Origin of the sequence: Rathayibacter iranicus NCPPB 2253 = VKM Ac-1602 (assembly GCF_003149025.1) — a bacterium.
GTDB classification, from domain to species: domain Bacteria; phylum Actinomycetota; class Actinomycetes; order Actinomycetales; family Microbacteriaceae; genus Rathayibacter; species Rathayibacter iranicus.
In genome coordinates, this window is record NZ_QGDV01000005.1 from 24,241 (window position 1) to 51,084 (window position 26,844).

Genomic DNA, 26,844 nt, shown 5'->3' on the forward strand with positions numbered 1-26,844 from the left:
CGCACCCTTACACACACCATTTGACACGTTCGCCGTCGACCAGAAGGACCCGACCGATCGCCGCGTCGGTCAGAGCGACACCGGACAGACAACACGCTTGCCATATCTGGGACACGAGTTCCGTGATCTGCTCCGAATCAAGTCCTGTAGTAGCGTTGTAGCGCATCGGCTCCTTGCTCCGAGAAATAGAGAGTGTAAGAGCGTTATTCATAAGGTCTGATTTGGGCGTGTCGTTCAGAGCCATCGGCTTCCCGTTCGAGAGGATAGAAGTTCCAAAGCTCGTTATTTTTGGAACGGGAAGCCAATGCGGTACGACTCTACTGCAGGCCTGGATGCGAAGCAATTGACGGAGCTGATCTCTCGGGTATGGCAGATTGCCGCGGGAAGGGGTGAGACGTCGGGACGGCCGGGGTTGTTGAACATTTGCGAGCAGGTCGTTGTGACTCTAGTCTTGTTACGGCAGAACGTGAACAAAACGACTATTGCGGACATGTTCGGTGCAGGAACCGGTGACATGAACACTCCGAACTATCGAAGCGTTGCAACGACCAGTTGCAACGACCATATGACTCCGCCCGGCGTGTCGCGTACCCAAGAGGCATCTCGCGGCTGGGGCCGGCGGGGAACGGGGACCGGGAGGGGAGTTACGTCCGGGCGGGGTCGGGTGCTTGCTTCGATGGAGCGGATGCGAGGATGGCCGGGTGATCGCGCATCCTCGGCTCGACGAGCTCATCCGCACCGTCCACGTCCTCGGCGCTCCGGGCGGCTGCCCGTGGGACGCCGAGCAGACCCACGAGTCCCTCGTGCGCTACCTGATCGAGGAGTCGCACGAGCTGGTCGAGGCGATCGAGGCGGGCGACCGGGCCGACCTGATCGAAGAGCTGGGCGATGTGCTCTACCAGGTGCTCTTCCACGCCGATCTCGCCGCCGAGAGTGCCGAACCCTTCACCATTGAGGACGTCGCGGAGCACATGAACGCCAAGATGATCGGCCGTCACCCGCACGTCTTCGGTGACGCGACGGCCGAGACGGCCGAGGACGTGATCGCCGTCTGGGACGACCTCAAGCGCACCGAGAAGCCGCACCGCACGAGCGTGCTCGACGGCATTCCGCAGGGTATGCCCGCCCTGGCGCTTGCCGACAAGGTGATCGGCAAGGCGACCACGCTCGGCATCGTCGATGCGGGCCAGGGTCCTCTACCCATCGAATCGGAGGAGGATCTCGGTCCGCTTCTGCTCGCGATCGTTGCGTCCGCCCGCGCCCAGGGACTCGACGCCGAGCGCGCGCTCCGCACCGCCACCCGCGACCTCCAGGACGAGATCCGCGCCGTCGAGCAGGAGCAACGCGAGGGCTGACGGCGACGCGGCTCCCGCAGAGATGCTTGTCGCGTCCCCTTCACAGCCTCGGTGCGCTCTCAGCCACGGGGGAGGCTGTCTTCCGCGGCACGTGCTCGGGCTCCGTCGCTCCCTCGTTCGGACCGGATGCTGCCGGTGTGCCCTCGGCCTGTCGCGAGAGCCGCTATCACTGCCACGAGACCAAGTCCGCTCCCTGTCCACATGGCAATGGTGGGGTCGTCGTCGCCGACCCAGCTCATCGTTATGCCGCTCATGGCAGACCCGAGAGCCACGCCAGCCGAGATGACTGCCGTGTGAATGGTGCTGACCATCGTGCCTGTGCCACCGATCTCGGCAACCCTGGTCACGAGAGCCGGATTCATTGATACTCCGACGAGTCCAACAACGAGCACCATTGCAAGAGCGAGTGGTTGGTTGGTCGCGCAGGTCGCCAGCACCGCAAGTGCCACGACAAGAGCGGCGAGGCCGCTGCACAGTACCTCGACCGCCCGGGTGTCGGCGAGACGTCCAACCGCGGCGTTCCCGATGTAGGCGCACAGCCCGTACGCGAGAAGTATCCCGGTCGTTGCGGCGCTGCTGAAACCAGAACTCACTTCGAGGAGGGGCGTGAAGAAGGAAAACGACGCATACGCGGCACCGATGGTGAGTAGGCTGACCAAATACCGCATCCATAAAGTGGGCAAGCGGAGATTATCGAGGTCCTGACCAGCAGCGGTTGCTGTCGCACCGTCCCTTTTGGGGAGAGTTCTCCCGGCGGAGAGGAGAAGGAGGAACGTCACTCCGCCAAGAACAAAGAAGCTGGCTCGCCACCCCCAAGACTCTGCGATGAGGTGCGAGAGCGGAAGGCCGAGCACCGTACCAATCGTGATTCCTCCCAGCACGATAGAGACTGCTTGACCGATCCGCTCCGGACGGGGCGCCACGCGTGCGGCGTAGCTGAGGGAAAGTCCGAAGGAGGCGCCAGCCAGTGCTCCTGTGATAAATCGTACGCTGGCTATCCACCAGAGAGAGTCAATGAGTGGAACGAGTACTTGTGCTACGGCATAACAGGCGATGATCGCGAGCAATGCGGCTTTGGGTGGCTGACGCCTGAGTAGAAATGCGAAGGTGGGTCCGCCCACTGTCATGCCGAAAGCGTAGATCGAGACAAGTAAGCCAATGCTGCCTGTTCCGACGCCTAGGTCAGCGGCCATGACCGGCATCATCCCGGCGACCTGGAGCTCACTCATGACCGTCACCATGATGATCAGCATGAGCATATAGAGGTGCCTCATCATGCGCTAAAACTCCTTATGGTAAACCCTTCGGTGATGCAAAAACCCGGGCGAGTGAGCCGGGTAGTACGCCGCGAGCGGCACCGATCCTTTTCCAAAATTTGTGTCAATGCCCCTTCATTCATAAAGCAAAATTGAGGAAGAATCGAGCCATGGCGCAAAACGTGGTCCACGCGTCGGACGAGGGCTGGCGGTACCGGGGTACACGGGTATTTTTGGGCACACGATCGCGTCGTCGATCGAAGGTTGCCGCTCAGCGACGTGATGTGTGCTGGCTCAGCCGCTGTCGCGGTCACCCCGTCGCCGGCCCGCCCCGGCCGATCTGGGAGAATCGCCGTCATGGCCTCCCCGATCACCCCGCCCCGTGGCATGCGCGATTTCCTCCCGGCAGACAAAGCGAAGCGCGAGCACGCGCTGGGAATCATCCGCCGCGTCTACGCCGCGCACGGGTTTGACGAGATCGAGACCCCCGTGGTCGAGGACTTCGAGCGCCTGCACTCCGGCCTCGGCGGCGACAACGAGAAGCTCGCCTTCAGCGTCCTGCGCCGCGGCCTGACCCGCGACGACCTCGCCGCCGCCGACGACGCTTCTGCCCTCGCCGACCTGGGCCTGCGCTTCGACCTCACCGTGCCGCTCGCCCGCTTCTACGCCTCGCACCGGGCCGAGCTGCCGACGGTGTTTCGTTCGGTTCAGATCGCCCCGGTCTGGCGAGCTGAGCGCCCACAGAAGGGCCGCTATCGGCAGTTCGTGCAGTGCGATATCGACATCATCGGCGAGCCCGGTCAGTTGGCCGAGGTCGAACTCATCACCGCGACCGCTGCTGTTCTCGACACGCTGGGCCTGCGCGAGTGCACCATTCGAATCAATGACCGCCGCATTCTCACCGGAATCCTGGAGCACTGCGGCTTCGCGCCCGAGCGCTTCGGCCCCGCGCTGATCTCGATCGACAAGCTCGACAAGATTGGAGCGTCCGGAGTGGTGGCCGAGCTCGAGGTCGACGGCCCGGACGCCGCGGCGGTGCTGGGCGGCTACCTCGCACGGATCGAGGAAGCGGTCGCCGCCGGGGGAGTGCCACTGGAGCAGTCCGCGATCCTCAGCGTGCTGCCCGACGGTATCGACCCGGAGGCGGTGCTCGCGCTCGACACGCTCGCGCAGTCGCTCCGCTCGCTACCCGTCGGCGTCTCGCTCCGCTTCGACCCCACCCTTGTGCGCGGAATGGGGTATTACACCGGCACGATCTTCGAGATCGCGCACCCGTCCTCTGGCTCTTCGGTCGGTGGTGGCGGACGCTACGACGGGATGATCGGCCGCTTCCTCGGCCAGGATGTCCCAGCCTGTGGCTTCTCGATTGGCTTCGAGCGCATCGTCGAGCTGATCGAGGCGTCGGAGTCCGAGCGGGCCGACGCGGTTGTCTTAGTGCACGAGCGCGACGCCGCTCCCGAGTACCTGCTCGCGCTCAAGCAGGTGCTGATCGCTCGGGGGTCGCGGGTCCGGCTTGAGCGTCGGGCAAAGAACCTCACTCCGCTGCTCGATCGGGCTACCGCCGCGGGCTTCACTCGCTTCGCGCTCGTCCCGCGGGAAGCGGTCGAGGTCGAGGATCTGGTCTTCAAGAACCTCGGTTGAGGCTCAGCGGGTCCGCCGCTCGCCCGCGGGCGCAGAGCCAGTCGGATGGTGGAACCGTGAGAGCCTTAATACCCGTGAAATGTGCGGATACACCTGAGAAATCTCTGAGGGATAGCGTCGAGGCACCCGACCGGTGCGCTCGACAGTGCCCGCGCGGGTACCCGCCGCGAACCCGCGCACCGTACCGCAGCAGCCCGACGATCCCACCCGAGGAGTCCCCTTGACCCTGTCGCCCCTCCCCACCACTTCGCACTTCGATCGCCGCAGCCTCCTCCGCATGGCGGGCGTGGCCGGCCTCGCGGTTGGCGGAACGTCCGTCCTCGCCTCGTGCGCGTCCGACTCCTCCGGCGCCGCGGCCGGTGAGGGCGGCAACCTCGGCACCCTCAAGGTCCAGCTGTCCTGGATCAAGAACGAGGAGTTCGCGGGTGAATTCTTCGCCGACTCGAAGGGCTACTTCACCGCCGCAGGCCTGTCGGGCGTCACTCTCACCCCCGGCCCGTCGACCGGTGTCGCCGAGCTGCTCTCGGGCGGCGCGGATGTCGCGCTGAGCGACGCCGTCTCGATCGGCACCGCGATTGCCCAGCAGGAGGCGTCGCTGAAGATCATCGGCGCGACCTATCAGAAGAACCCCTTCACTGTCCTCTCCATCAAGACCGCGGGCAACATCGCCACCCCGGCTGACCTCGCCGGCAAGAAGATCGGCGTTCAGGCCTCGAACACCTCGCTCTTCCAAGCGCTGCTCAAGGCGAACGGCCTCTCCGAATCCGACCTCACCGTCGTCCCGGTAGAGTACGACCCCTCGGTCCTCGTCAACGGCACCGTGGACGGCTTCATCGCCTACCTCACCAATGAGGCGATCACAGTCGCGGCCGAGGGCTACGAGGTCGTCAATCTGCCCTTTGCTGACAACGGCCTCCCGTTCGTCGCCGAGACCTTCTCGGTCACGCAGCAGGCGATCGCCGAAAAGCGCGAAGCCCTCAAGGCGTTCCTCGTCGCCGAGATCAAGGGCTGGACCGACGCGGTCAACGACCCGGAGGCGGGCGCGATGCTCGCCGTCACCACCTACGGCAAAGACCTCGGCCTCAACGAGGAGGCGTCCAAGAAGGGCGCCACCATCCAGTCCGAGGAGCTGGTCGTCTCGGACGAGACGGTCGCACATGGCCTTTTCACCATCTCCGAGACACTTCAGTCCGAGACCATCGCGTCCCTGGCGGGCGCCGGGATCGACGTCACGGCCGAGGATCTCTTCGACCTGACCCTCCTCGCCGAGGTGTACCAGGCGAACCCCGACCTGCTGAAGTACGCGGCCTGATCCTGATTCACGAAGGGCACCACTCGTGACCGACACGACCAACGCCGGCACCCTGCGCGACCAGGATGCCGGCGGCACCGGCATCCAAATCCACGGCCTGTCGAAGACGTTCCGGATGGGCTCTCGCAGCGTCGCGGCGCTGCACGACACCGATCTGCACACGGATCGGGGCAGCTTTCTCGCGCTCCTGGGCCCCTCGGGCTGCGGCAAGTCGACCATCCTGCGCATCCTCGCGGGTCTGGAGGAGCCCTCCGCGGGAAGCATCCGGGTCGACGGCCGCACTCCGCAGGAGCTGCGTCGCGACAACACACTCGGCATCGCCTTCCAGGACCACGCGCTTCTGCCGTGGCGCAGCGTGACGGCGAACATTCGACTGCCGTTCGAGATTGCGGGCAAGCCGGTCGATCAGGCGTACATCGACGAACTCATCGACCTCGTCGGTCTGCGCGGCTTCGAGAAGGCCAAGCCTGCTCAGCTTTCGGGAGGCATGCGCCAGCGCGTGTCGATCGCCCGGTGCCTCATCCTCAAGCCCGAGGTGCTGCTGCTCGACGAGCCGTTCGGTGCGCTCGACGACATGACGCGGCAGAAGCTCAATCTCGAGCTACTGCGGATCTGGACCGAGAAGCCGGCGACGACGCTGCTCGTCACGCACGGCATCTCGGAGGCGATCTTCCTCTCGGACCGCGTCGCCGTGATGAGCCCGCGGCCCGGCCGGGTGAAGGAGATTCTCGACATCGACCTGCCCCGCCCGCGCACTCCCGAGATGCAGCGCACCCCCGAGTTCCACGCGTATGTCGACCAGGCGTCGGAACTCCTCTTCGGTGACGGCGGCGCGGCCGCGGACGACCAGGTTTAGAGCCTCGTGGCCACCACGTTGCCCGCCGCGCCGCGCCGCGTCCTGTCCCTTCCGCCCTGGTTGATCGGTCTGATCGGCCTTGCCGCCATCGTCGCTGCCTGGTGGATTATCGCTCTCGTGACCGCCCCGACCGGATCCGCGACCTACGCCCCGGTCCCCACCCCCGTGCAGGTTGTGCAGACGGCGATGGCGGACGGCGTCGGCTTCTACTGGCGCAACTTCTCCGTGACGATCGGCGAGGCCGCGGTCGGCTACTTCTGGGGCAACCTCATCGCGCTGGTGCTCTCGGCGCTCGTGCTGGTTGTGCCCTGGCTGGAGGGGGTCGTCTCGCAGCTCGCGGTCATCACCTACTGCGTGCCGATCGTCGCCATCGGCGCGATCGTGCTGTTGATCCTCGGCGGTGCGGAGGCTCCGGGCCGCCCGAGCGGAACCGCGATCTTCCTCGCCGGGCTCTCGGTGTTCTTCACGACCGTCGTCGGCAGCCTGCTCGGGCTCAAAGCGGCCGACAAGGCGGCGCTCGACGTGGTCACGGTCTACGGAGGCTCGCGCTTCACCCAGCTGCGCAAGGTCCGTCTGATCGCGGCGCTGCCCAACATTCTGTCGGCACTGCAAATTGCGGTGCCCGCTGCCTTCCTCGGCGCGATTCTCGGCGAGTACTTCGGCAAGATCGAGACGGGCGTGGGCCCGATCCTGGTCGCGGCGCAGGTCTCGCTGAACTCGCCCCGCGTCTGGGCCCTGTTCCTTCTCTGCGCGGGTGTCGCGCTCCTCGGCTACGGCATTGTCGGGGGGATCGGGCGCCTTGTCGCGCCCTGGTCCTCCGGAAAGCGGGCATGATCATGACGACCACCGTCCCCAACCGCACCGAGCAGTCGACGGTGACCTCGATCCTCGCGGTCGACGAGCTACGAAAGCAACTGCGCACGGCCGCGCTCGGCGCAACTCTGAAAAACCTGCGTAAGAGCCTGCTCGTCGCCCTCTCGACGATCGTGATCGTGCTCGCGATCTGGATCGGCGTCGTGCTGTTCAGCGGCGTTTCGCCCTACGTGGTCAAGGGCCCGTGGGACGTCTGGGACCACCTCGTTACCGATGCGAAGGCTCCGCAGCACCGCGCCGATCTCGGCGGCCTCTTCGCCGTGACGATGGGTGACGCCGTCATCGGTTTTGCGGCGGGGCTCGTCGTGGCCATCCTCGGCGCGATCCTCTTCCGGCTCTCGAAAGGCCTCGAGCACGCGCTGATGCCGTTTGCGATGCTGCTGCGCTCGGTGCCGCTGATCGCGATGGCGCCGCTGATCATCCTGATCTTCGGCACCGGCTCACTTGCCTCCGTCGCCGTCATCGGCGGAATCGTCGTGCTGTTTCCTGCGCTGGTGACCATCGCCTTCGGCCTCAACAACGCCGCACCGCAGATGCTCGACGTCGTCGCGGTCTACGGAGGCAGCACCCTCACTGCGATCCGCAAGGTCGCGATCCCCGGCTCGTTACCCTCGCTCTTCGCGGCAATCCGCATCTCTGTTCCGGGAGCGATCACAGGCGCGCTCCTCGCGGAGTGGCTCTCCACCGGCGCCGGCATCGGCGGGGCGATCAACGCCTGGTCGGCACAGGCTCGCTTCGCCGACGTCTGGTCGGCCGTCGTGCTCGTGACGGCCGTCTCCCTCGTCCTCTACATGGCAGTCCAGGTGATCGAGACTTTCGTCCTCTCCCGCATGTCACTCTCCCTCACCTAGCGCCCTCCTCCGCATCGCGCGGGAGGGAGGTGGGGGCGTTAAGCGGTGACGAGCGCGGTGAGGGGGTGGCCGGCTAGCACGGCGCGACCGCCGATGGCCTGGAGTTCCAGAACGACGGCGATGCCCTCGAGGTGCCAGCCGGCGCGGTCGATGAGGCGGCGACTGGCGTCGAGCGTTCCGCCGGTCGCAAGCACGTCATCGACCAACAGCAGGCGGGAGCCGCGCGGGGCCGCATCGACGTGGACCTCGAGCGTCGTTTCGCCGTACTCGAGGGTCGCCCGCTCGCGCAGGACCTCCCGCGGTAGCTTGCCTGGCTTGCGGATGGTGACCACGCCAAGTCCCGTGGAATAAGCGGCGGCCGCGGCGAGGAGGAAGCCGCGCGCCTCCACTCCGGCGATCGCGTCGACCCGGCCGCGATACGGCTCGATCAGCGCGTCGGCCACGGCCCGCAGCGCCTCGCCGTCGCCGAAGACGGGCGTGAGATCGCGAAACAGGATGCCCGGGCTCGGGAAGTCCGGGACGAGGGCGATGAGGCGGTCGACGTAGTCGGCGGCGGTCGTGCTCACGGGGAACCTCCGGTTAGCGGGAGCGCCGAGGCCATCCGGCCGATCGGGCCCTGGGAGTCTACGGCCGCGTGGGCTCCTGTGGTGGGGAGGCGGTCAGTAGACTCCTTCCCGACCGCTCCCATCCTCCGGGAGCCCACCCGTCAAGAGGAGATAGTTGTGGCCCTTATCGAGGCAGTCGTCGCCCGAGAAATTCTGGACTCGCGTGGCAACCCCACCGTCGAGGTCGAGGTCCTGCTCGAGGACGGCGCGTCCTCGCGAGCGGCGGTCCCGTCCGGCGCCTCCACCGGCGCGTTCGAGGCGTACGAGCTGCGCGACGGCGACTCCGAGCGCTACCTCGGCAAGGGGGTGCAGAAGGCCGTCGACGCCGTGATCGACGAGATCGGTCCGGCCATCGAGGGCTTCGACGCCACCGACCAGCGCCTGATCGACGCCGAGCTGATCGAACTCGACGGCACCGAGAACAAGTCGCGCCTCGGCGCCAACGCCATCCTCGGCGTCAGCCTCGCCGTCGCCAAGGCCGCAGCCCAGTCGGCCGACCTCGACCTCTTCCGCTACGTCGGCGGCCCGAACGCGCACACCCTCCCCGTGCCCCTGATGAACATCATCAATGGCGGGGCGCACGCCGACACCGGCGTCGACATCCAGGAGTTCATGGCCGTCCCGCTGGGCGCCGAGTCGTTCTCGGAGGGCCTGCGCTGGGGCGTTGAGATCTACCACGCGCTCAAGGCGCAGCTGAAGAAGGCGGGCTTCGCGACCGGCCTCGGCGACGAGGGCGGCTTCGCTCCCGATCTGCCCACCAACCGCGAGGCGCTCGACTTCATCCTCAAGGCCGTCGAGGCCGCGGGCTTTACTCCCGGCAAAGATATTGGTCTCGCGCTCGACGTCGCCTCCTCCGAGTTCTACGAGGACGGCGCCTACACGTTCGAGGGCAAGAAGCTCTCGGCCGAGGAGCTCTCCTCCTACTACGCCGACCTCGTCGCCAACTACCCGCTCGTCTCGATCGAGGACCCGCTGGACGAGGACGACTGGGCCGGCTGGACCCATCTCACCGCGTCCATCGGCGAGAAGGTGCAGCTCGTCGGCGATGACCTCTACGTCACCAACCCGGTGCGCCTGGCCCGCGGCATCGCCGAGAAGGCGGGCAACTCGATCCTGGTCAAGGTGAACCAGATTGGCACGCTCACCGAGACGCTCGACTCCGTGGCCCTCGCCCAGCGCAACGGCATGACGGCGATCCTCTCGCACCGCTCCGGTGAAACCGAGGACACCACCATCGCCGACCTCGCTGTCGCCACCGACGCCGGCCAGATCAAGACCGGTGCTCCTGCTCGCTCCGATCGCGTGGCGAAGTACAACCAGCTGCTGCGCATCGAGGAGATCCTGGGAGGTGCGGCGACTTACGCGGGTCGCTCCGCCTTCCCGCGCTTCTCGGCGTAGTCTCTCCCCGCCGGAGCGGCCCCGGAGTCTCAGCACCTCGGTGCGGGCGCCGGGGCCGCTCCTCGTTCCCCTGTCATTTCCACGTCGTTTGCGCTCGAGGAGGTATCCGCTCATGGCCCGTCCGCCCCGCCGCCCCTCCGCTCCCGGAAGCGCCCCGCGTCGACCCGCTGCGGCGCCTGCCGCCACCCCGCAGGCGATAGCGACGAGGTCAACGAAGGGCTCCGGATCGACGTCTCACGTCACCTCCACCCCTCGCGCACCGCGCGCCCCTCGCCCGAAACAACCGGCCGCCGCACCCTCGTCCGCCTGGATCGCCGGCCTCCGCGGCTCCGGATTCACTCTCCTGGTGATGGCCATCATGATTCTGGCGGTCTTCGTTCTCGCTCCCGGCATCAAGAACTTCGTGGAGCAGCGCGCCGCGATTGCCGAACTGCAGCGGACGGTCGATGCTGCCAAGACGCAGTCGCAGAATCTCGATGAGGAAAGGACGCGCTGGTCCGACCCCGCGTTCATTCGCGCCCAGGCGCGCGAACGGCTCTATTTCGTGATGCCGGGCGAGGTCAGCTACCTCGTGCTCGATGACATCGCCGTCGCCCAGCAGGCCGAGCAGCCCGCCAGCGATACCGTGCAAGAGACGCCGACCGACTGGGCCGGCTCGCTGCTCTCCTCCATTGCAGTCTCGGGCCTCGGCGACCCGACGGCTCAGGAGCCGACTCCCACTCCCTGAGGCTGCGCCGCACGCCTGCGTACACTGGAACGTCCTTCCGGCCGTCCGTCCTCTGGAGCCCCCGTGACCACGCCCCCCTTCGATCCGCCGTCCGAGCGCGATATCGCGGTCGTCTCCGCTCAGCTCGGCCGCCCCGCCCGCGACGTGATCGGGATCAGCGCCCGCTGCGTCTGCGGCGATCCGACTGTCGTGTCGACCAGCCCGCGCCTGTCGGACGGCACTCCGTTCCCGACTTTCTATTACCTGACCCACCCCGCCGCTACGTCCGCGATCTCGCAGCTCGAGGCGACGCAGGTCATGGTCGAGTACAACGGGCTCCTCACCGAGGACGACACGCTGCGTGAGGCGTACGCCGCCGCGCACCGGGCGTTCCTCGCCGACCGCGAGAGCGTCGCCTCTGTGCCCGAGATCGCTGGCATCTCCTCGGGCGGGATGCCCACCCGGGTGAAGTGCCTGCATGCCCTTGCCGCACACGCTCTCGCCGCCGGCCCAGGCATCAACCCGATCGGCGACCTGGCTCTGGATCGGGCCGGTTGGTCCCCGGAGCGCTGCGCCTGCGCGCCGTTCGCCGCATAGGCCTCCTACCGGAGCCCGGGAGGCGCCACCACCGTCGCGCTCTTCGCTAAGCTCATTCCCAGTCGGGGTCAGTGCTGCCACCGCATCGAAAGCGGGCACTTCGCGTTGAGTGGGGGTGTTCGCATTGTCCATCCCCCTTGGAGATTCACCCGTGCCCAAAATTCTGATCGTCGGAGGCGGCTACGCCGGTTTCTACACCGCGTGGAAGCTCGAGAAGCAGCTCCGCCCGAACGAGGCAGAGGTCACGATCGTCGACCCCCTGCCCTACATGGCGTATCTGCCTTTCCTTCCTGAGGTCGCGGCCGGCTCCATCGAGCCTCGCCACGCGATCGTCTCGCTGCGCCGCCACCTCAAGAAGACGGCGATCCTCGCGGCCAAGGTGACGAAGATCGACCACGCCAACCGCACCGCAACGATCACCCCGACCGTCGGCGAGCCGTACGAGTTCGTCTACGACCAGATCGTCGTCACCGCCGGCTCCGTCTCGCGCACGTTCCCGATCCCGGGCGTCGCCGACAACGCCATCGGCCTCAAGACGATCGAGGAGGCGACCGCGATCCGCGACCGCATCCTCACCAACTTCGATAAGGCCGCGTCGTTGCCGGCCGGCCCCGAGCGCTCCCGCCTGCTCACCGTCACGGTCGTCGGCGGTGGCTTCGCCGGTATTGAGGTCTTCGCCGAGCTGCGCTCCTTCGCGAGCGCCCTGCTCAAGCGCTACCCCGAGATCGAGTTCGAGGAGACGCAGTTCCACCTCATCGAGGCGATGGGGCGGATCATGCCCGAGGTCGCTCTCGAGACCAGCCACTGGGTGCTGAAGAACCTCGATGAGCGCGGCGCCACCGTGCACCTCGACACGCAGCTGAAGTCGGCCGAGAACGGCGTCATCCAGCTCTCCACCGGCGAGAGCTTCGAGTCGGACCTCATCATCTGGACCGCGGGCGTGATGGCGAACCCGTCGATCAAGAACTCGGACCTCCCCATTGAGGAGCGTGGCCGTCTGCGTGTGCGGGCCGACCTCCGCGTCGGCCACGATGACGTGATCGTCGAGGGGGCCTGGGGAGCCGGTGACGCGACGGCGGTCCCCGATCTCACCGGCGGTGGTGTCGGCGGCTTCTGCGTCCCCAACGCGCAGCACGCCGTCCGCCAGGGCAAGCTGATGGCAAAGAACATCACCGCGGTCTTGCGCGGCGAGAAGCCGGTCGACTACTTCCACAAGAATGCGGGCGCGGTCGCGGGCCTGGGCATCGGCATCGGCGTCTTCCAGTCCGGCAAGCTCTCGATCAAGGGTTTCCCAGCCTGGGTCATGCACCGCGGCTACCACGGCCTCGCGATGCCGTCGTGGGAGCGCAAGTTCCGCGTCGTCTGGGGCTGGTGGAACAACCTCTGGCTCGGCCGTGACATCGCCTCGATCGAGGCGCGTGAGTACCCTCGCGGCTCCTTCGAAACATACGCGTCGCGTCCGCGTCCGGCGGCTCCCGCCGCCGAGGCCCCGGCCGCGCAGGCTCCGGCGCAGATCCCCGGCCAGGCCGGCGTTCCCGTGCCGGTCGGTGGCGAGCCCGCTAAGTCCTGAGAGAGCCGCTGGGAGGTGCGAGAAATCACTCCTCCCGGTGGTCGCCCCCATAGCCCAATCGGCAGAGGCAGACGACTTAAAATCGTTTCAGTCTGGGTTCGAGTCCCAGTGGGGGCACCTATGCGGCGCGAGCGTGGGCATTGCGGCGTGGAGGTTCGAGTAGCGTCGGTTCGAGGGCCCCTGTGATCTCGCCCGGGGTGCACTTGGCGCAGAGCACCACCAGCTCCTCTTCGAGGTCGCGACCGCCGGAGCGGTCGAGGACGATGGCGTCGGTTCCGCACGCTGCGCATTCGATCATGCGGGTACCGTACGTCCGACCTCCGACATCGCCGGGCGTCGTTCCGGCGCGTCTGCCGGCCGATATGTCTGTAACCGAGGTTGAGATCGGTTGGCGGCGGCGTAGGCGGCCCGTCCGAGGCTTTCAACCTCGGTTGCGAACAGCTTTCGTCCGAAAACGCCGTGCGAAAATCGGGTGTCGCTCGCCCGCGCCACCTCGCATAGAGTCGTCGCCAGGCGGTTGCACATTCGGACGCGGGTCCGGACCACGATTCGCCCGGTTCACGGCGGGCGTCTCGAATGGCTTCCCGCTCCTCGTGCCCGCGGGCACCGTCATGCACCGCTCGGCACCGGGCGGCCAGGAGGCCCCCATGGGGAAGCTGCTCTACGGAGCCTCGGGAGTCGAGATCGAGTTCGACGACCGCACGCTCACGCACGTTCAGATCGTCATTGCGAACAAGTTGCGCCGCCGCGAGAGCTTCTTCTTCTCGTGGCGAGACGACCCCGCGGTCGGTGACGGACGCTCCAGCATCTGGCTCGACCCCTCCGTCCCGTTGTACTTCACGTACTTCGGTGGCCGCGTCCCCTCGATCAACCGCACCTGGATTGATCTGCTGACCGTATCCGCGAACTCCTCGGGCGGCCTCCAGCTGGTCCAGGAGCCGGAGGCTGGACCGACCCCGCCGCCGAAGGGTGAGCAGGGCACCTGATTTTCTGCCCCTCCCGCAGAGCATCTGACCCCCCTCGAAGAGAAGAGCCCGTATGCAGCGCGATGTCTCGGTCCGGCTCACCCTCGATGTCGCGGCTCCGGCCGCTCTCGTGTTCTCCGTCGCTGTGGCGGAGGTGTACGGGGCTGTCGAGACACTGGCTCTGAGCCTCGACGGCCGTCCGCTCGCGCCGCGCGAGGTGCTCGACCAGCACGGCACTCGGCTGCACGTGCTCGACGCACCCGTCGGCCACCTCATTGTCGACTACTCCGCGAGCATCCGGGGTCGCAGCGCTCCCCTCACGGGAGAGGAGGTGGACCGCCTGCGCTACCTGCGGCCGAGCCGCTATGCGGAGTCAGACGTACTCTGGGCAACGGCGCGTGCGGAGTTCGCCGGACTCTCTGGCCAGAGCTTGCTCACGGCGGTCAGCTCGTGGGTGGGCACCCGTCTGGCGTATGTGGCCGGGTCGAGCCTGCCGACCGACGGCGCTGAGCGGACCCTGCTCGCGCGGCAGGGCGTGTGCCGCGACTTCGCGCACCTCGTCGTTGCGCTGCTCCGCGCCCTCGACGTCCCCGCGCGCCTCGCCGCCGTGTACGCCCCAGGGTTGCAGCCGATGGACTTCCACGCGGTCGCTGAGGCGTGGGTCGAGGGGGAGTGGCGCGTGGTCGACGCGACGACGCTCGCGCCCCGTTCGAGCCTGGTCCGCATCGCGACCGGGCGGGACGCGGCTGACACCGCGTTCCTCGGGGTCTACGGCGGGATCGCGACGCTCCGTGAGCTGACGGTGAGCGCGGTGGCCGACCTGCTGCCGAACGACAACCTCGACGAGCCGGTCTCGATCGGCTGAGCCGGGCCGCTACTCCGAATCGACGAAGCGCCGCCAGGCCCAGATCGACGTGCAGACCGCGGTGAACGCGACCACTGCGAAGAGGACCGGCCCGGCACCGCCGTCGGTCGACCATGCGGCGATGGTCGGGGTCAACAGCACGAACAGCACCGTGGTGGCAAGCAGGGTCATACCCAGCCAGAGCAGCGGGGACCATGCCAGGATGTTCCGCCCGGCCGGCCGGCCCACCGGGAACAGCAGGACGACGCTCGAGCCCACCGAGATCAGCGTCGTCGCGCTCAGCACCTCGGCGCACAGGACGGCACCGAACGAACCGTCGAGCGGCACGAGTGCGGAGGCGCCCCAGGCCAGGCCCGCGAGCACGAGCAGCGAGACGATCCGCACGGTAGCGAGTTTCGCTCTCGCGGAGGCGGAGGCTCCCGCTGGCAGGACGAGTCCGATCACCACGCCGAAGAGGAAGGCCGGGTCGAGGCCGGCGAACCGTGAGAGGAGCGCGGCGGCGGCGACCAGGAGCAGGGAGCGTGGGGCGGCGATCACGCCGATCCCCGGAATGCCGAGACGGCGACCGATGACCGCCGGCACGCCCGCGGCGACCGCATTGACGAGGGCGACCGCGACGATCACCGCGATCAGCAACCGAAGATAGGCGGGTTGGTTGTCGACACGCCCTGAGAGCAGGGCCAGCCCGGCGGCGCAGCCGATCATCCCGACCACCATCAGGCGCGGTGAGATCGGGCCGGCGTCGGGCTTGTCGTCGTACTCGACCGCGGCGCGGTTGCGGCCGGTCAGGCGCCAGGTGCGGGTGGCGTGCGGAGCGCGGCCGGCGGCAGCGAGGCGCGCGGGCACCACCACGAGGGCGAGGGAGAGCAGCGCGAGGGCGAGCGAACGCATCCAGTCCGCCATCGAGATGACCGGAGACCCGGCGGAGAGCGCCGTGGTCATCCCGGTCGCCGAGTTCCAGCCACCGGGGACCGACCCGACATCGGGTGCCGGGGCGGGCGACGAGGGGGGCTGCTCGATCGGACCGGGCGGCGGCGTCGCCGGCGGCTCGTTACTTGGCGCGGCCTGCGGAGCGGGTGCCGCCTCGCCGGGGCGAGTGGGCGTCGGAGGCACGGTCGGTCGCGGCGACGCGGTCCCCGGGGCGGCGGGAGTCGTGCGCGGAACGGAGGGAGTCGTCCCCGAGGTGGCCGGCGGCGTTGTCGGTGTACTGGAGGGAGCAGGGGTCGCGGCCGCGAAAGTCACGTCGATCCACGGGCTGGGTGAGCTGTAGTTGCCTGCACTGTCGCCCGCGATGACCGAGACGCGGTGCGCGCCGGCCGGGATCGTTCCACCCGTGCAGCTCCACGCACCGGCCGCGACGGCAGCCTCGCACGTGTTCACGCGGTCGACATACACGTAGGCGCGCGTGCCATCGGTGCCGGTCCCGGAGTAGGTGGCGCCCGTCAGCGGCAGTGTTGCCCCGCCGGTCGGTGAGCCCAGGGTCGGTGCGGTCGGAGCGGCGGTGTCGACGACGAGCGTGACCGGTGCGCTCGCCGGGGAGGCGGTGCTCCCCGCGAACGACGCGGTCTGGGTCGCGGTGATCCGGTAGGTGCCGGGAGCCGGGGTGGGAGCGAGCTGGCAGAACCATGCGCCGCTCGAATCTGCGGTGGCGAGGCAGGACGCTCCGCCGTTCGAGACCGCCGCGACGCGGGCGCGGGGGTAGGCGGTGCCGCGCACCGAGCCAGCGGAGGTGGCGGAGCCATCGACGGACTGGATCACCGGAGCGCTGAGGACCGCGATGTCGACCGCAGCCGAGCTGGTGCCGCCCGCGGCGAGGAGTTGCACGGCGACGAGTGTCGCAGGACCGTCCTTCAGCGTCACGACGCAACTCCAGCGGCCATCCGTGCCGGTGGTCGTGATGCAGAGCGGATCGCTGCCGCCGCGCAGTCCGACCTGCACCTGGTCGCCCGCGGTCGCCGTGCCGGTGACGGTGGTCGTGCCGGTGGAGAGGACGGTGCCTGCCGCGGGTGCGGTGATCGCTATCGTCGCAGCCTGGGCGGCGGGCGCCGTGAGGCCTGAGGCCGAGGCGACGGCGGCGAGGAGGATCAGCAGGAGTGCGGCTGTGCTCCTCCGGGATCGACGCAGTTGGGGCACCGGCGCGACCGATGGACTCCCCGGTACTGCCATGTCGACGTCCGATTTCACGATGCGTCCATTGGACGGGGGCGCGCGGGCGCTGTCAAGGGCGCCGCACCGGTGTTACCGGATGTCCACCAATCGAAGGAGGTGGTTCACCCGGACGGGGGAGCCCGGTGAGTGCGAGAGAGCGCTTCCGCGAGAATATACCCGGCCACGACACAACGGAGGACAGACCATGCGCGAAGACGAGGCACGGGGGCGCGATCGGCGACAGGTGCGAGCCGAGGCCGCGCGCTTCGACGATCCACGCGAGTTGGCGAGGATCCTCCCGCCCGGGCTGCGAATCGGCCTAGCCCAGAGCGCCTTTCAGACGGAGGGGTCGCTCGAGGTGGGCGGGCGGGGCCGATCGGTCTGGGACGACTTCGCTCTGCGACGCGGGACGATCGCCGAGGAGGCGACGCCCGAGATCGCGACCGACTTCTTCCTGCGCTGGCGCGAGGATCTCGCGCTGATGGTCGATCTCGGCGTCGACGAACTGCGGCTCTCAGTCTCGTGGCCGCGGGTGCAGCCTGACGGGCGCGGGTCGGTTGATCGCGGCGGCCTCGGCTTCTACGATCAGCTGCTCGACGCCCTCGCCGAGGCGGGCATTCGCGTCGCGCTGACGCTGCACCACCGCGATACCCCGTCTGCGCTGAGCGGCGGTTGGCTGAACCGCGACACAGCGTTTCGCTTCGGTGATCTGGCATTCGAACTCGGCTCTCGGCTCGGTGACCGGGTCGCTGACTGGATCACGCTCGACTCGCCCGCCACCGTGATGCTGGAGGGCTACGCCCTGACGCGTCATGCGCCCGCTGCGGGTCGTCTCTTCAGCGCCCTGCCCGCGCTGCACCACCAGTTGCTAGGCCACGGCGTCGCCCTTGAAGCACTGCGGGCGGCCGAAGTAGGCGGGCGGATTGGGATCGTCGATGCGCTCGCTCCGGTCGAGGCCGCCTCGGACGACGAGCACGATCGGGCCTGGGCTGCTCTGGCGGACGTGCTCCGCAACCGTCTCGTCGCCGATCCCGTGCTGACCGGGGCATACCCCGAGGGCCCTGAGGAGTTGCCGCCTTTCCTCGGGCCTCTCGCGCAGGCCGACCCGGTCGACCTCGCGCGCATCGCGGCTCCGCTCGACTTCTACGCGGTCGCGCCGTTGCCGCCGCAACGCATCGCCGCGGGCCGCGACCCGTTGGCGCCCATCGGAGTCGGGGCTCCACCGGCGCTGCCGTTTCACACCGTCGCCTGGCCGGAGCTGGACCGCACGGGCGACGGCTCGCCGATGGCTCCCTGGGCCGCCGTCTCGGTGCTGCGGTCGCTGGTCGAGCGCTACGGCGAGGCGCTGCCTCCGCTCGTCGTCACGGCCCTCGGCGCGAGCTATCCCGACGAGCCGGACCGAGAGGGCACAATCGTCGATACCGATCGCATTCGCTGGCTCGGCGCGCACCTCGCGGCCCTGGCGGAGGCGGTGCACGAGGGGCTCCCGATCGACTCCGTGCAACTGTGGACGCTGGTGGACGCCTTCGAGTGGCAACACGGGTACACCCGGCCCCACGGCCTGGTGGCCCTCGACGCGCGCAGTCACGACCGGGTGCCCAAAGCCTCCTATGACTGGCTGCGGCGGGTGCTCGACTCCCGCTCCTGACGATCCAACGTGCTGGCGGTTGAGGATGACGCCTACCGACGCTGTTGAGTCATTCCGACAGCCCGGCCCGACCCCCAAACGGGGAATTCCGGAGGGTCAGCCGCTGTTGTCTCTCGATAACGGGACAGGGCGTCGAGCCCGTCCTTTGGACAGCTCGGAGGAGCCGCAGGCAGATGGCAGGAACAGGAATGAACAAGGGGCGAGGGGCACGCAGCGGCGATGGGGAGATTGTCTACCGTCGGCACGCTAACGGGCGCGGCATGGTTGCTCCCGGCTCGCGAGTATCCGCATCCGCATATATCGAGACCGGCGCCTACATCGAGCCTGGCGCGACGGTCGGCGAGCGGGCGTGGATCGGCGCCGGGAGCTGGGTCGACCGCGACGCGATGATCGGGCATAGCGCCTTCATCGGTGCGAACGTTCACGTCGGTCCCGAAGCTGTTGTCGGACCAGGGGCCCGGATCGGAAGCTACTCGCGCATCGGCGGCTCGGCCGTCATTGCGACAGGAGCGCGCGTGGACCGCGACACCGTGGTTCCCGCCGGTAGCCGTCTCGGTGCCGACGACAGCGGGAGTCGCGCCGCCTGATCCCCCCGACCCTGTTCTGCCGACTCCCACGAGTGGCGGAATAGGGTCGTCCCATGTTCGAACTCCACCATCTCAGCGCCCAGGAGCAGTGGGACTGGCTGCAGCGCGGTGACATCACTCCACTCGAGCTTACCGAGCACTATCTCGCCCGAATCGAGCGCTGGAACGGCGAACTCGGCGCCTTCACGACGGTGACTCCGGAGGCGGCTCGGGAGCGTGCCGCATCGCTCTTAGCCGACGCCCTGCCGCGCACCGTGCCGCTCTGGGGTATACCGAGCGGCGAGAAGGATCTCTGGCGCCGCGCCGGAGTGCGTGCCACCTTCGGCTCCCGACTGCACGAGCATCACGTGCCGACCGCATCCGACGAGATCGTCGAGGTGCTCGACGCTGCGGGAACCATCAGCCTCGGTCAGACCGCCGCTCCAGAGTTCGGTATGCCCTCGTACACCGAGACCCGCATCGGACCGCCGGCGGTGACCCCGTGGGACACCCGGCTCGGTGCGGGCGGATCGAGCGGAGGCGCGGCGGTCGCCGTCGCGGCTGGCCTGCTGCCCTTCGCCCCCGCGTCCGATGGTGGGGGCTCGATCCGAATCCCTGCGGCGGCCTGCGGGCTGGTCGGGCTGAAGCCCTCACGCGGGCGCGTGGCGGCGCTCTCGGGGATCGGCGGTGTCGGCGGTCTCACGGTCGCCGGTCCGATCACCCGTTCGGTCGCGGACGCCGGGCTGCTGCTGGAGGGGATGCTCGAGCGGAAGAACGGTCGCCTCCCGCAGCGCTGGTCGCTCGGTGCTCCCGGTGACGGTGACGGCTCGTTCCTCGGCGCGGCGGTGCGGGGGGAGGGTCGGTTTCAGATCGGTGTACTGACGACCTCGCCCTGGGACGAGGAGTACGAGATCGTTCTGGGGCCTGAAGCTCGCGCAGCGCTGGAGGAGGGCATCGCGGCGCTGAGCGCGCTCGGCCACGGGCTCGACGAGGCGGCACTGCCACCGAGCGCCGCGTATCCCGCAGCGTTCCGCGTGCTGTGGCAGAGCGGCGCCGCGACTCTCCCGGTCGAAGGGGCGGACCTTGACTTGCTGGAGCCACTGACGCGCTGGCTGATCGAGGAGGGACGCCGCCGCTCCGCCCGCGAGGTCGTCGAGGCGGCGGCGTGGCTCTCGGGCTACGAACGCTCCGTGATCGCCGCCTTCGCCGGCTTCGACGCGATCCTCACACCGTCACTGACGATGACGCCGCGCCCGGTCGGCTGGTACGACCTCGATGATCCCGAGCGCAACTTCGAACAGCAGGTGCTTTATACGCCCTACACCTCGTTCGTGAACGTCAGCGGCCTCCCCGCGATCACTCTCCCGCTGAGCACGACAGAGGAGGGACTCCCGATGGGGGTTCAGCTGATTGGCCGCCCCGGTGGGGAAGCGACACTGCTCGCAATCGGCGCGCAGCTTGAGCGGCGGGCGCGCTGGCAGCGGCGGCATCCTCCTCAGTGGTGAGAGTGCCCGGTGGATGATCAGCGTCGCAGCCTAGGCACTGAGGTAAGCCTTGCCTATACTCGAACGCGATGTGCATGTTCGAGGACCGCGACGGCTCCGCGCCGGTCGACGTGAAGCAGTACCTGATCGCGGGCGACGAGACCGTTGTGCCGTGGATCCAAAGCATCCTCGACGCGCTGCCGGAGGGTGCTCGCGGCCAGGTGTTCATTGAGGTGGACGACGCGCGAGGTCTGCCACCGCTTCTGGCTCCGGGCCGCGTGTGCGTCACCTGGCTCGGCCGCGCCAGAACCGGTGGGGCAAGCTGCCGAGGAGCCGTCCTCGACCGCGCCGTGCGCGCCTGGACGGGCGAGATGTCCGTTGTCGACCGCGACTACCCGTGGGCTGACCCACGGCACGATTTCTGCGCCTGGATCGGCGGAGCCGGACCGGTCATCGACGAACTCGCGACCGACATCGAGGCACGGCTTCGCGTCTCTACCGAACACGCAGCCCGCTGAACCTAACGCGCCAAACCCGACCTCCGAGCGAGACGAACCGATGCCTCCGACAACTACTGCGCCCGCCCGCCCGCCCTACCGGCCCTACCTCGCGACCGTCGCCCGCGCGACGAGGATCGCCCCCCACTTCATCCGGGTAACTCTCACCGGCGCCGATCTCGACTGCGTCGGCTGTACGGGTCCCGACCAAAGGATCAAGCTCGTGGTGCCGACCGCGGCCTCGGGGGCCGAGGAGTTCATGGCCTCCGTCGCGGACGAGGACGGACCCGACGGGCTCGCACCCGACTGGTACACCCGCTGGCGGGACCTGCCTGACGAGCTGCGCAACCCGCTGCGCACCTACACGATCCGCGCGACCCGTCCCGAGCTCGCCGAGGTCGACGTCGATTTCGCGGCTCACGGCGATGCCGGGCCTGCCTCCGCGTGGGCCGAGTCGGCCTGTGCCGGCCAGCGGATCGTCATCATCGCCCCCGACATTCGCTCCGAGCTGCCGGGCGGCGGGGTCGAATTCCATCCCGGAGCGGCGACGTCGCTCCTGCTCGCCGGGGACGAGACGGCTGTCCCGGCCATCGCCGCGATCCTCGAGAGCCTGGGCGACGAGGCGACCGGAGCGGCGTTCCTCGAAGTGCCGTCGGCACTCGACCGGCTTGCGCTGCGTCATCCGGCCGGTGTGAGTGTGACGTGGATCGTCCGCGAATCCGTCGCAGCTCCGGGCGCTGCTCTCGGCGGCGCAGTGCGTTCCTGGGCGACCCGCTTCCTCACGGCGCACCACCGCGGCGTCGAGGTCTCCGACGTCGACATCGACAGCGGGATTCTCTGGGAGGTCCCGGAGGAGAGCAGTGACCCCGGTCTCTACGCGTGGATCGCCGGGGAAGCCGGCGCGGTGAAGCTGATCCGCCGGTGCCTCGTTACGGAGCTGGGGCTCGATCGCAGGCGGGTGGCGTTCATGGGGTACTGGCGCACGGGCCGCTCCGAGTCCAACTAGGGCAATAGCGTCCGCTGGGACGTCGAGGAAGCCGCGCACCCGGACGTGGGGGTGGTTGAGCGACAGGTCGTCGTCGGCGCGAGAGGCGGAAGTCGAGGCGCACGGGGATAGTCGCGGTTCGGCGCCCCTGACGCGGTGCTGTGCATCCACTCATGCAGAACCCCTACCAACGCCTCGTGCTGAATACAGCGCACGAACTGGCCGGTGGGACACCCGCCGCGGGTGTTCCGTCTGGGCGTCCTCATACGGGACACGTTCGTGACCGTATGGCTGCGTTGCGGACAGCTGTTCGACCCAGAGAGGTCTCACTGTCGCGCCCAGAGCGCGATCGTCATCGTGGGGATCGACTGCGCGCTGACCCGCGTGAAGCCTGCCTGGGTGATCTGCGCGTCGTCCGGCGAGGGCTCGGCACCGGTCGGCGTCACGATCCACACGCGCTGCTCGTGCTGTAGCCGGCTGAGCACCGCATTCTCGTCGAGCAGCCGGTCGGAGTAGCTCCCTGACGTGGAGTAGGGCTCAGCGAGGGCGATGTCTTCGAGCGGTGCGAATGCCTTGGGGTAGGCCGCGAGTGCTATCCGGGGGCGCAGCGAGACGGTGCCCTTGTCCCCGAGTAGTAGTGCGTCGCCAGGTTGCGCCTTTTCGCTGAGCACGTGCGCGACGCCACGGATGTCCTGGCCTCCAGGCTTGCCCAGTGGTAGACGCGACCCGACGAAGGCCGGCAGGGCGGCGAGCACGAGAGCCACGAGAACCAGGACGGACATGCGTCGCGACCACGAGGCGAGAACGAGGGCGACGAGGATTGCCACCGCAGGCGAACTCATGCTCAGGTAGCGCGGTGTGAAGGCGGGTGTCACGAGAGCGGTCGTCGTGAGCAGTGTCACGAGAGGCACGAGGATCCAGGCCGCGGCAGCGAGCACGAGCAGGCGGGCGCCGCGGAAGGCACCGGCTCCGCCTACAGCGAGTAGCACGATGACGAGCGCGGCCAGCCACCAACTCGACCCGAAGAACGGCTCGACCATCACCGTCCAGGCGTTCACTGGCTGGGTTTGCAGCCACCCCACCTGCGAGCCCTGCCCCGCCGCCGTCAGTGCGATCGGAGACGCGAGCAGGCCCGCCGTGATGACGGCAAGCACCGCCCGAATAGCCGTTCGCGCACCGCGATGAGCACTCACCGCGAGTACGACCAGCGCCGGTAGGACCAGGGCCGCGTAGAGGAAGACCGCGACCGCCGCCCCGGCGACAATGGCGAGTGCGAGCCAGCGCCACCATCGCCCCTCCTGAGCCGCCCGCACCGCCAGGACCGCGGCCCAGACGACGAGTGCGGTCACGAGCGCCGAGGACCGAGCCTCCACGCCGTTGAAGGTCGAACGCGGCAACAGCACGAAGACGACCACCGCAGAGACCGCCGCTCGCGGTCGATCAAGCTCGCGGAGGAGCACGAACAGGCCTGCGGCCGCCGCGCCGATTGCGAGGGCCGAAGGGGCCCGTGTTGCCGCCTCTGATTCCCCGGCGAGGAGGATCCAGCCGTGCATGGACACCCCGTAGATGGCGTGCACGGCATCCTTGTGCTGGACGAAAGCGAGCAACTCGTCGAGCGGCAGCCGCGCCAGCCGGAGGGTCGCGGCCTCGTCGTTCCAATAGGACGGGACCCCCGAGGCAATCGCGGTGAGGGCCGTCGCGAGCACGAGGATCGTCGCCGTCAGAAATCGGATGGGGAGACGAGTCGAGGGGCGTCCCGAGCCGAGCGAGCCCTTCACGCCTGCACCCATACGGTCACGATAACGACCGTCCTCCGCCGGAGGATGCAGACGCGTACCGGGCGCATTCATAGACCGATCAAGACGCCGACGTGGACACCTCTCGCTCCGCTCGAACTCTCACGCGTGTCCGAGGGTCGCACGCGAGGTCAGACGAGGACGGGGGAGACGCCGACGAGTCGACTGGAGAGGTCCCAGAGGTCGTGGGCGAGGGTGCGGTCTCGCGCCTGCGGGTTGAGGGAGCCGTGCGGCGTGAGCTGGTCGAAGTACGTGCCGCTCGCGGCGCCAACGTCGGGCTCGGAGGCGAGGGTGATGAGCGGCACGGCGCCCGCCTCGGCGGAGATTCCGAAGGAGCCGATCGACAGGGACGTCATCGCCTTCATCAGAACGCTGTCCGATCCGAAGTTGGTCGAGACGACACCCGGGTGAAACGAGTACGCGTCGACCGCGGTCGTCAGCAGCCGCTCGGCCAACTCCCGAATGAACAGGATCGTCACGAGCTTGGACGTACCGTACGCGCGCCAACCGCCGAGCCACGGGCCGCGACGGCTGTCGAGATCGTCGAGACGGAGACGGCCCAAGCGGTTCGCGACGCTCGCGGTCGACACCACACGCACCCCGGCCCGCTCCCGCGAAGTCTCGATCATCCGGGGGAGCAGGAGGCGGGTGAGAAGGAACGGCGCGAGGTGGTTGCTCTGGATTGTCCGCTCGTAGCCGTCGACTGTGGCGGCACGGGTCGAGACCAGGCCGCCCGCGTTGTTGGCGAGCACGTCGATCCGCTCGTAGCGCTCGAGGAGACCGGCAGCGAGCGCGCGGACGTCGTCGAGCCGGTCGAAGTCGGCAAGGAACGCCTTTCCGCCGACGTCGGCCGCGACGGCCCGCGTCCGCTCGGGGTTGCGCCCGACCACCGCGACGCTGGCGCCCGCCGCGGCCAGCGCGCCGGCCGCAACTCGGCCGATGCCGGAACTGGCTCCGGTGATGACGACCACGCGTCCTGTCATGTCAGTGACCACGGAGATACCCACCTTTCTCGAGGCCTGCCTCGATCTCGAATCGATTGCGGAGCGGATCGCGACCCGCCGCGGTGTAAACGAACGGGAACCACATTCCGTAGCGCCGCCACTGCCGTTTGTGCACGGCCTCGTGCTCAAGGACTCGTTCTGACACGTTTGTGCCCGTCAGGTAGCTTGTCCCGACGCAGGAGCCGCCGCGGCTAAACGCCCAGACGGGGAGCCCGGTAAAGACGACGAGCCCGTGGCTGCGCCTCATGGTTCCGGTGCTCCAGAGGGCGCCCCACACGACTCCGACCGCGCAGGCGAAGAGATAGCCGGGCCGAGTGATCACCGGATGGAGCGCCACATTCGAGGCGGCGCGGCGGAGGGCGCTCACGCGCTCTCGCGCCCGTAGGTCTCGAGCAGACGCAGCCAGATCTCGCTGATGGTCGGGTAGGAGGGGACAGCGTGCCAGAGTCGTGAAAGCGGCACCTCGCCGACGACGGCGACGGTTGCCGAATGGATCAGCTCGCCGACTTCCTTGCCGACGAAAGTCACACCGAGGACGACCTTCCGTTCCTCATCCACGACCATTCGCGCGGTTCCGGTGTAGCCCACCGCCGCGAGGGAGGCTCCGGCGACAGAGCCGATCTCGTAATCGACGACGCGGATTCGGTAGCCGGCCTTCTCGGCGGCCGCAGCGGTGAGGCCCACGGAAGCGACTTCGGGGTCGGTGAAGACGACCTGCGGGACGGCCTCGTGGTCGGCGGTCGCGACGTGGGCGCCCCACGGCGCGTCGTGCACCTGGGCGCCGGTGGCGCGCGCAACGATCACGTCTCCTGCTGCGCGGGCCTGGTACTTGCCCTGGTGGGTAAGCAGTGCGCGGTGATTGACGTCGCCGACCCCGTAGAGCCACGGGTGGTCGCCGCCGAGGGGCGCGCCGTCGGCGCCGAGCACGAGCAGAGTCTCATCAACGGAGAGGGCGGAGCCGGGCTCCAGACCGACCGTGTCGAGGCCGACGTCACGGGTGTGCGGCGCGCGGCCGGTGGCGGCGAGGATCTCGTCTGCCTCGATCACGTCTCCGCCGTCGAGAGTGACGGCGACGGTGCCGGAGCGGCGCTCGACCCGGACGGGGGAGTCGCCGAGGCGGACGTCGACGCCGAGGTCGCGCAGCGCCGAGCCAACCAGCTCGCCGGCGAACGGTTCGAACGGCGAGAGGAGTCCGCTCCGGGCGATCAGCGTGACGGAGGAGCCGAGGCCCGCGTAGGCCGTCGCCATCTCGCAGGCGACAACTCCGCCGCCGATGATCACGAGGCGCGGCGGCACTTCCTCCGCCGAGGTCGCTTCGCGGCTGGTCCACGGCGCGGCCTCGCGCAGACCGGGGACGTCTGGGACGACGGCGGTGGTGCCGGTCGCGACCGCCACAGCGAAACGGGCGCGGAGGACGCGGACATCGCCCTCGGTGCCGGTCACGGTCACCTCACGCTCGCCGCTCAGGCGTCCGTGGCCGCGGACGAGTTCGATCCCGGCGCCCTCAAGCCACTGCACCTGGCCGTGGTCGTCGAAGTGGCTGGTGACCAAGTCGCGGTGCTCGAGCAGCGCGGCGACGTCGACGCCCCCGGTGATTGCCTGCGCAGCGCCGGGTAGGTCGCGCGCCGCCCGCAGCGCCATCGGTGCCCGGAGCAGGGCTTTTGACGGCATACAGGCCCAGTAGGAGCATTCGCCGCCGACGAGTTCGCTCTCGATGATCGCGGCGCTCAGGCCGCCCTGGACAGCGCGGTCGGCGATGTTCTCACCGACAGGTCCGGCTCCGATGACGATCAGGTCGAACTCGTCGGCGGTCGGGCTGCTGGTCATGATCTCTCCTGGGGGGACTCGGGGGCGCTGCGCCCCGTG

General features: G+C 68.7%; 25 protein-coding genes and 1 tRNA gene. 18 read left to right on the forward strand and 8 right to left on the reverse strand.

The features are described from left to right. Nucleotides 1-701 precede the first annotated feature (701 nt). A complete protein-coding gene (locus tag B0H03_RS07290) occupies nucleotides 702-1,355 on the forward strand; it encodes a nucleoside triphosphate pyrophosphohydrolase (RefSeq protein ID WP_181075003.1) in 654 nt (217 codons plus the stop codon). Between the two features lie 59 nt (nucleotides 1,356-1,414). Here the strand turns inward: B0H03_RS07290 and B0H03_RS07295 are convergent, their stop codons facing one another. After that, complete coding sequence (locus tag B0H03_RS07295) at nucleotides 1,415-2,632, reverse strand: MFS transporter (RefSeq protein WP_104263771.1); 1,218 nt, start codon at nucleotides 2,630-2,632, stop codon at nucleotides 1,415-1,417. Nucleotides 2,633-2,968: 336 nt separating this feature from the next. Between B0H03_RS07295 and hisS the strand changes: the two genes are divergently transcribed. The 5 genes from hisS (at nucleotide 2,969) to B0H03_RS07320 (ending at nucleotide 8,144) form a co-directional block, all read left to right on the forward strand. Continuing rightward, nucleotides 2,969-4,252, forward strand: a complete 1,284-nt coding sequence (gene hisS, locus B0H03_RS07300; RefSeq protein ID WP_104263772.1) for a histidine--tRNA ligase — start codon at nucleotides 2,969-2,971, stop codon at nucleotides 4,250-4,252. Nucleotides 4,253-4,472: 220 nt separating this feature from the next. Then, complete coding sequence (locus tag B0H03_RS07305) at nucleotides 4,473-5,564, forward strand: ABC transporter substrate-binding protein (protein WP_237399356.1); 1,092 nt, start codon at nucleotides 4,473-4,475, stop codon at nucleotides 5,562-5,564. A 115-nt stretch (nucleotides 5,565-5,679) separates the two neighbouring features. Continuing rightward, nucleotides 5,680-6,420, forward strand: coding sequence for an ABC transporter ATP-binding protein (locus B0H03_RS07310; protein WP_104263787.1), 741 nt, complete (start codon nucleotides 5,680-5,682; stop codon nucleotides 6,418-6,420). A 6-nt stretch (nucleotides 6,421-6,426) separates the two neighbouring features. Further along, nucleotides 6,427-7,254: an ABC transporter permease gene (locus B0H03_RS07315; RefSeq protein ID WP_241560362.1), complete on the forward strand. Its 828-nt coding sequence runs from the start codon at nucleotides 6,427-6,429 to the stop codon at nucleotides 7,252-7,254. Further along, entirely contained in the window at nucleotides 7,251-8,144 is an 894-nt protein-coding gene (locus B0H03_RS07320; RefSeq protein ID WP_241560363.1) for an ABC transporter permease, read from the forward strand. Before B0H03_RS07315 ends, B0H03_RS07320 begins: the two co-directional genes overlap by 4 nt. Before the next feature lie 38 nt (nucleotides 8,145-8,182). Here B0H03_RS07320 and B0H03_RS07325 read toward each other — a convergent pair whose 3' ends face one another. Beyond that, the gene (locus B0H03_RS07325) at nucleotides 8,183-8,710 is read right to left on the reverse strand and encodes an adenine phosphoribosyltransferase (RefSeq protein WP_104263773.1); all 528 of its coding nucleotides are present in this window, start codon (nucleotides 8,708-8,710) and stop codon (nucleotides 8,183-8,185) included. A gap of 156 nt (nucleotides 8,711-8,866) precedes the next feature. On the opposite strand from B0H03_RS07325, the gene eno reads away from it, so the two are divergent. From eno to B0H03_RS07350, 5 genes are all read left to right on the forward strand, one after another. Then, nucleotides 8,867-10,147 carry a phosphopyruvate hydratase gene (gene eno, locus B0H03_RS07330; RefSeq protein WP_104263774.1) on the forward strand — a complete coding sequence of 427 codons (1,281 nt, stop codon included), beginning with the start codon at nucleotides 8,867-8,869 and terminating at the stop codon, nucleotides 10,145-10,147. Nucleotides 10,148-10,259: 112 nt separating this feature from the next. Beyond that, nucleotides 10,260-10,874, forward strand: a complete 615-nt coding sequence (locus B0H03_RS07335) for an FtsB family cell division protein (protein ID WP_104263775.1) — start codon at nucleotides 10,260-10,262, stop codon at nucleotides 10,872-10,874. A gap of 63 nt (nucleotides 10,875-10,937) precedes the next feature. Continuing rightward, nucleotides 10,938-11,450 (forward strand): DUF501 domain-containing protein, encoded by a 513-nt coding sequence (locus B0H03_RS07340; RefSeq protein WP_104263776.1) that lies wholly within the window; start codon nucleotides 10,938-10,940, stop codon nucleotides 11,448-11,450. A gap of 151 nt (nucleotides 11,451-11,601) precedes the next feature. Further along, nucleotides 11,602-13,020 (forward strand): NAD(P)/FAD-dependent oxidoreductase, encoded by a 1,419-nt coding sequence (locus tag B0H03_RS07345; protein ID WP_104263777.1) that lies wholly within the window; start codon nucleotides 11,602-11,604, stop codon nucleotides 13,018-13,020. Between the two features lie 43 nt (nucleotides 13,021-13,063). After that, nucleotides 13,064-13,137, forward strand: a tRNA-Leu gene (locus B0H03_RS07350). 1 nt (nucleotide 13,138) lies between these two features. Here B0H03_RS07350 and B0H03_RS07355 read toward each other — a convergent pair. After that, nucleotides 13,139-13,318: a hypothetical protein gene (locus tag B0H03_RS07355; RefSeq protein WP_104263778.1), complete on the reverse strand. Its 180-nt coding sequence runs from the start codon at nucleotides 13,316-13,318 to the stop codon at nucleotides 13,139-13,141. Between the two features lie 349 nt (nucleotides 13,319-13,667). Between B0H03_RS07355 and B0H03_RS07360 the strand changes: the two genes are divergently transcribed. Then, nucleotides 13,668-14,006, forward strand: a complete 339-nt coding sequence (locus tag B0H03_RS07360; RefSeq protein WP_104263779.1) for a DUF7882 family protein — start codon at nucleotides 13,668-13,670, stop codon at nucleotides 14,004-14,006. Between the two features lie 52 nt (nucleotides 14,007-14,058). Next, entirely contained in the window at nucleotides 14,059-14,850 is a 792-nt protein-coding gene (locus B0H03_RS07365; RefSeq protein WP_104263780.1) for a transglutaminase-like domain-containing protein, read from the forward strand. A 9-nt stretch (nucleotides 14,851-14,859) separates the two neighbouring features. Here B0H03_RS07365 and B0H03_RS07370 read toward each other — a convergent pair whose 3' ends face one another. After that, the gene (locus B0H03_RS07370; RefSeq protein WP_160487255.1) at nucleotides 14,860-17,034 is read right to left on the reverse strand and encodes a hypothetical protein; all 2,175 of its coding nucleotides are present in this window, start codon (nucleotides 17,032-17,034) and stop codon (nucleotides 14,860-14,862) included. A 169-nt stretch (nucleotides 17,035-17,203) separates the two neighbouring features. Here B0H03_RS07370 and B0H03_RS07375 point away from each other — a divergent pair, with 169 nt between their 5' ends. From B0H03_RS07375 to B0H03_RS07395, 5 genes are all read left to right on the forward strand, one after another. Next, nucleotides 17,204-18,646: a glycoside hydrolase family 1 protein gene (locus B0H03_RS07375; protein WP_160487256.1), complete on the forward strand. Its 1,443-nt coding sequence runs from the start codon at nucleotides 17,204-17,206 to the stop codon at nucleotides 18,644-18,646. A 173-nt stretch (nucleotides 18,647-18,819) separates the two neighbouring features. Further along, a complete protein-coding gene (locus B0H03_RS07380; protein WP_104263783.1) occupies nucleotides 18,820-19,233 on the forward strand; it encodes an LbetaH domain-containing protein in 414 nt (137 codons plus the stop codon). A gap of 53 nt (nucleotides 19,234-19,286) precedes the next feature. Next, complete coding sequence (locus tag B0H03_RS07385) at nucleotides 19,287-20,717, forward strand: amidase (protein WP_104263784.1); 1,431 nt, start codon at nucleotides 19,287-19,289, stop codon at nucleotides 20,715-20,717. A gap of 68 nt (nucleotides 20,718-20,785) precedes the next feature. Beyond that, the gene (locus B0H03_RS07390; RefSeq protein ID WP_104263785.1) at nucleotides 20,786-21,214 is read left to right on the forward strand and encodes an SIP domain-containing protein; all 429 of its coding nucleotides are present in this window, start codon (nucleotides 20,786-20,788) and stop codon (nucleotides 21,212-21,214) included. A 40-nt stretch (nucleotides 21,215-21,254) separates the two neighbouring features. Next, a complete protein-coding gene (locus B0H03_RS07395) occupies nucleotides 21,255-22,199 on the forward strand; it encodes a siderophore-interacting protein (RefSeq protein WP_109714858.1) in 945 nt (314 codons plus the stop codon). 305 nt (nucleotides 22,200-22,504) lie between these two features. Here B0H03_RS07395 and B0H03_RS07400 read toward each other — a convergent pair whose 3' ends face one another. From B0H03_RS07400 to B0H03_RS07415, 4 genes are all read right to left on the reverse strand, one after another. Beyond that, entirely contained in the window at nucleotides 22,505-23,968 is a 1,464-nt protein-coding gene (locus B0H03_RS07400; protein WP_160487257.1) for a glycosyltransferase family 39 protein, read from the reverse strand. A gap of 137 nt (nucleotides 23,969-24,105) precedes the next feature. Next, complete coding sequence (locus tag B0H03_RS07405) at nucleotides 24,106-24,969, reverse strand: SDR family NAD(P)-dependent oxidoreductase (RefSeq protein ID WP_241560364.1); 864 nt, start codon at nucleotides 24,967-24,969, stop codon at nucleotides 24,106-24,108. Beyond that, nucleotides 24,959-25,345 carry a Fe-S oxidoreductase gene (locus B0H03_RS07410; protein WP_104263793.1) on the reverse strand — a complete coding sequence of 129 codons (387 nt, stop codon included), beginning with the start codon at nucleotides 25,343-25,345 and terminating at the stop codon, nucleotides 24,959-24,961. Before B0H03_RS07410 ends, B0H03_RS07405 begins: the two co-directional genes overlap by 11 nt. Further along, nucleotides 25,342-26,805, reverse strand: coding sequence for a dihydrolipoyl dehydrogenase family protein (locus tag B0H03_RS07415; RefSeq protein WP_104263794.1), 1,464 nt, complete (start codon nucleotides 26,803-26,805; stop codon nucleotides 25,342-25,344). Before B0H03_RS07415 ends, B0H03_RS07410 begins: the two co-directional genes overlap by 4 nt. Nucleotides 26,806-26,844: the final 39 nt, after the last annotated feature.

What these genes read in the sequence shown, in the direction of transcription:
- B0H03_RS07335 (WP_104263775.1), top strand. Translation starts at nt 10,260, where the DNA reads ATGGCCCGTCCGCCCCGCCGCCCCTCCGCTCCCGGAAGCGCCCCGCGT.
- B0H03_RS07295 (WP_104263771.1), bottom strand. Translation starts at nt 2,632, where the DNA reads ATGATGAGGCACCTCTATATGCTCATGCTGATCATCATGGTGACGGTC.
- B0H03_RS07400 (WP_160487257.1), bottom strand. Translation starts at nt 23,968, where the DNA reads ATGGGTGCAGGCGTGAAGGGCTCGCTCGGCTCGGGACGCCCCTCGACT.
- B0H03_RS07385 (WP_104263784.1), top strand. Translation starts at nt 19,287, where the DNA reads ATGTTCGAACTCCACCATCTCAGCGCCCAGGAGCAGTGGGACTGGCTG.
- B0H03_RS07310 (WP_104263787.1), top strand. Translation starts at nt 5,680, where the DNA reads ATGGGCTCTCGCAGCGTCGCGGCGCTGCACGACACCGATCTGCACACG.
- B0H03_RS07355 (WP_104263778.1), bottom strand. Translation starts at nt 13,318, where the DNA reads ATGATCGAATGCGCAGCGTGCGGAACCGACGCCATCGTCCTCGACCGC.
- B0H03_RS07360 (WP_104263779.1), top strand. Translation starts at nt 13,668, where the DNA reads ATGGGGAAGCTGCTCTACGGAGCCTCGGGAGTCGAGATCGAGTTCGAC.
- B0H03_RS07375 (WP_160487256.1), top strand. Translation starts at nt 17,204, where the DNA reads ATGCGCGAAGACGAGGCACGGGGGCGCGATCGGCGACAGGTGCGAGCC.
- B0H03_RS07415 (WP_104263794.1), bottom strand. Translation starts at nt 26,805, where the DNA reads ATGACCAGCAGCCCGACCGCCGACGAGTTCGACCTGATCGTCATCGGA.
- B0H03_RS07390 (WP_104263785.1), top strand. Translation starts at nt 20,786, where the DNA reads ATGTGCATGTTCGAGGACCGCGACGGCTCCGCGCCGGTCGACGTGAAG.
- B0H03_RS07365 (WP_104263780.1), top strand. Translation starts at nt 14,059, where the DNA reads ATGCAGCGCGATGTCTCGGTCCGGCTCACCCTCGATGTCGCGGCTCCG.
- hisS (WP_104263772.1), top strand. Translation starts at nt 2,969, where the DNA reads ATGGCCTCCCCGATCACCCCGCCCCGTGGCATGCGCGATTTCCTCCCG.
- B0H03_RS07320 (WP_241560363.1), top strand. Translation starts at nt 7,251, where the DNA reads ATGATCATGACGACCACCGTCCCCAACCGCACCGAGCAGTCGACGGTG.
- B0H03_RS07395 (WP_109714858.1), top strand. Translation starts at nt 21,255, where the DNA reads ATGCCTCCGACAACTACTGCGCCCGCCCGCCCGCCCTACCGGCCCTAC.
- B0H03_RS07380 (WP_104263783.1), top strand. Translation starts at nt 18,820, where the DNA reads ATGGCAGGAACAGGAATGAACAAGGGGCGAGGGGCACGCAGCGGCGAT.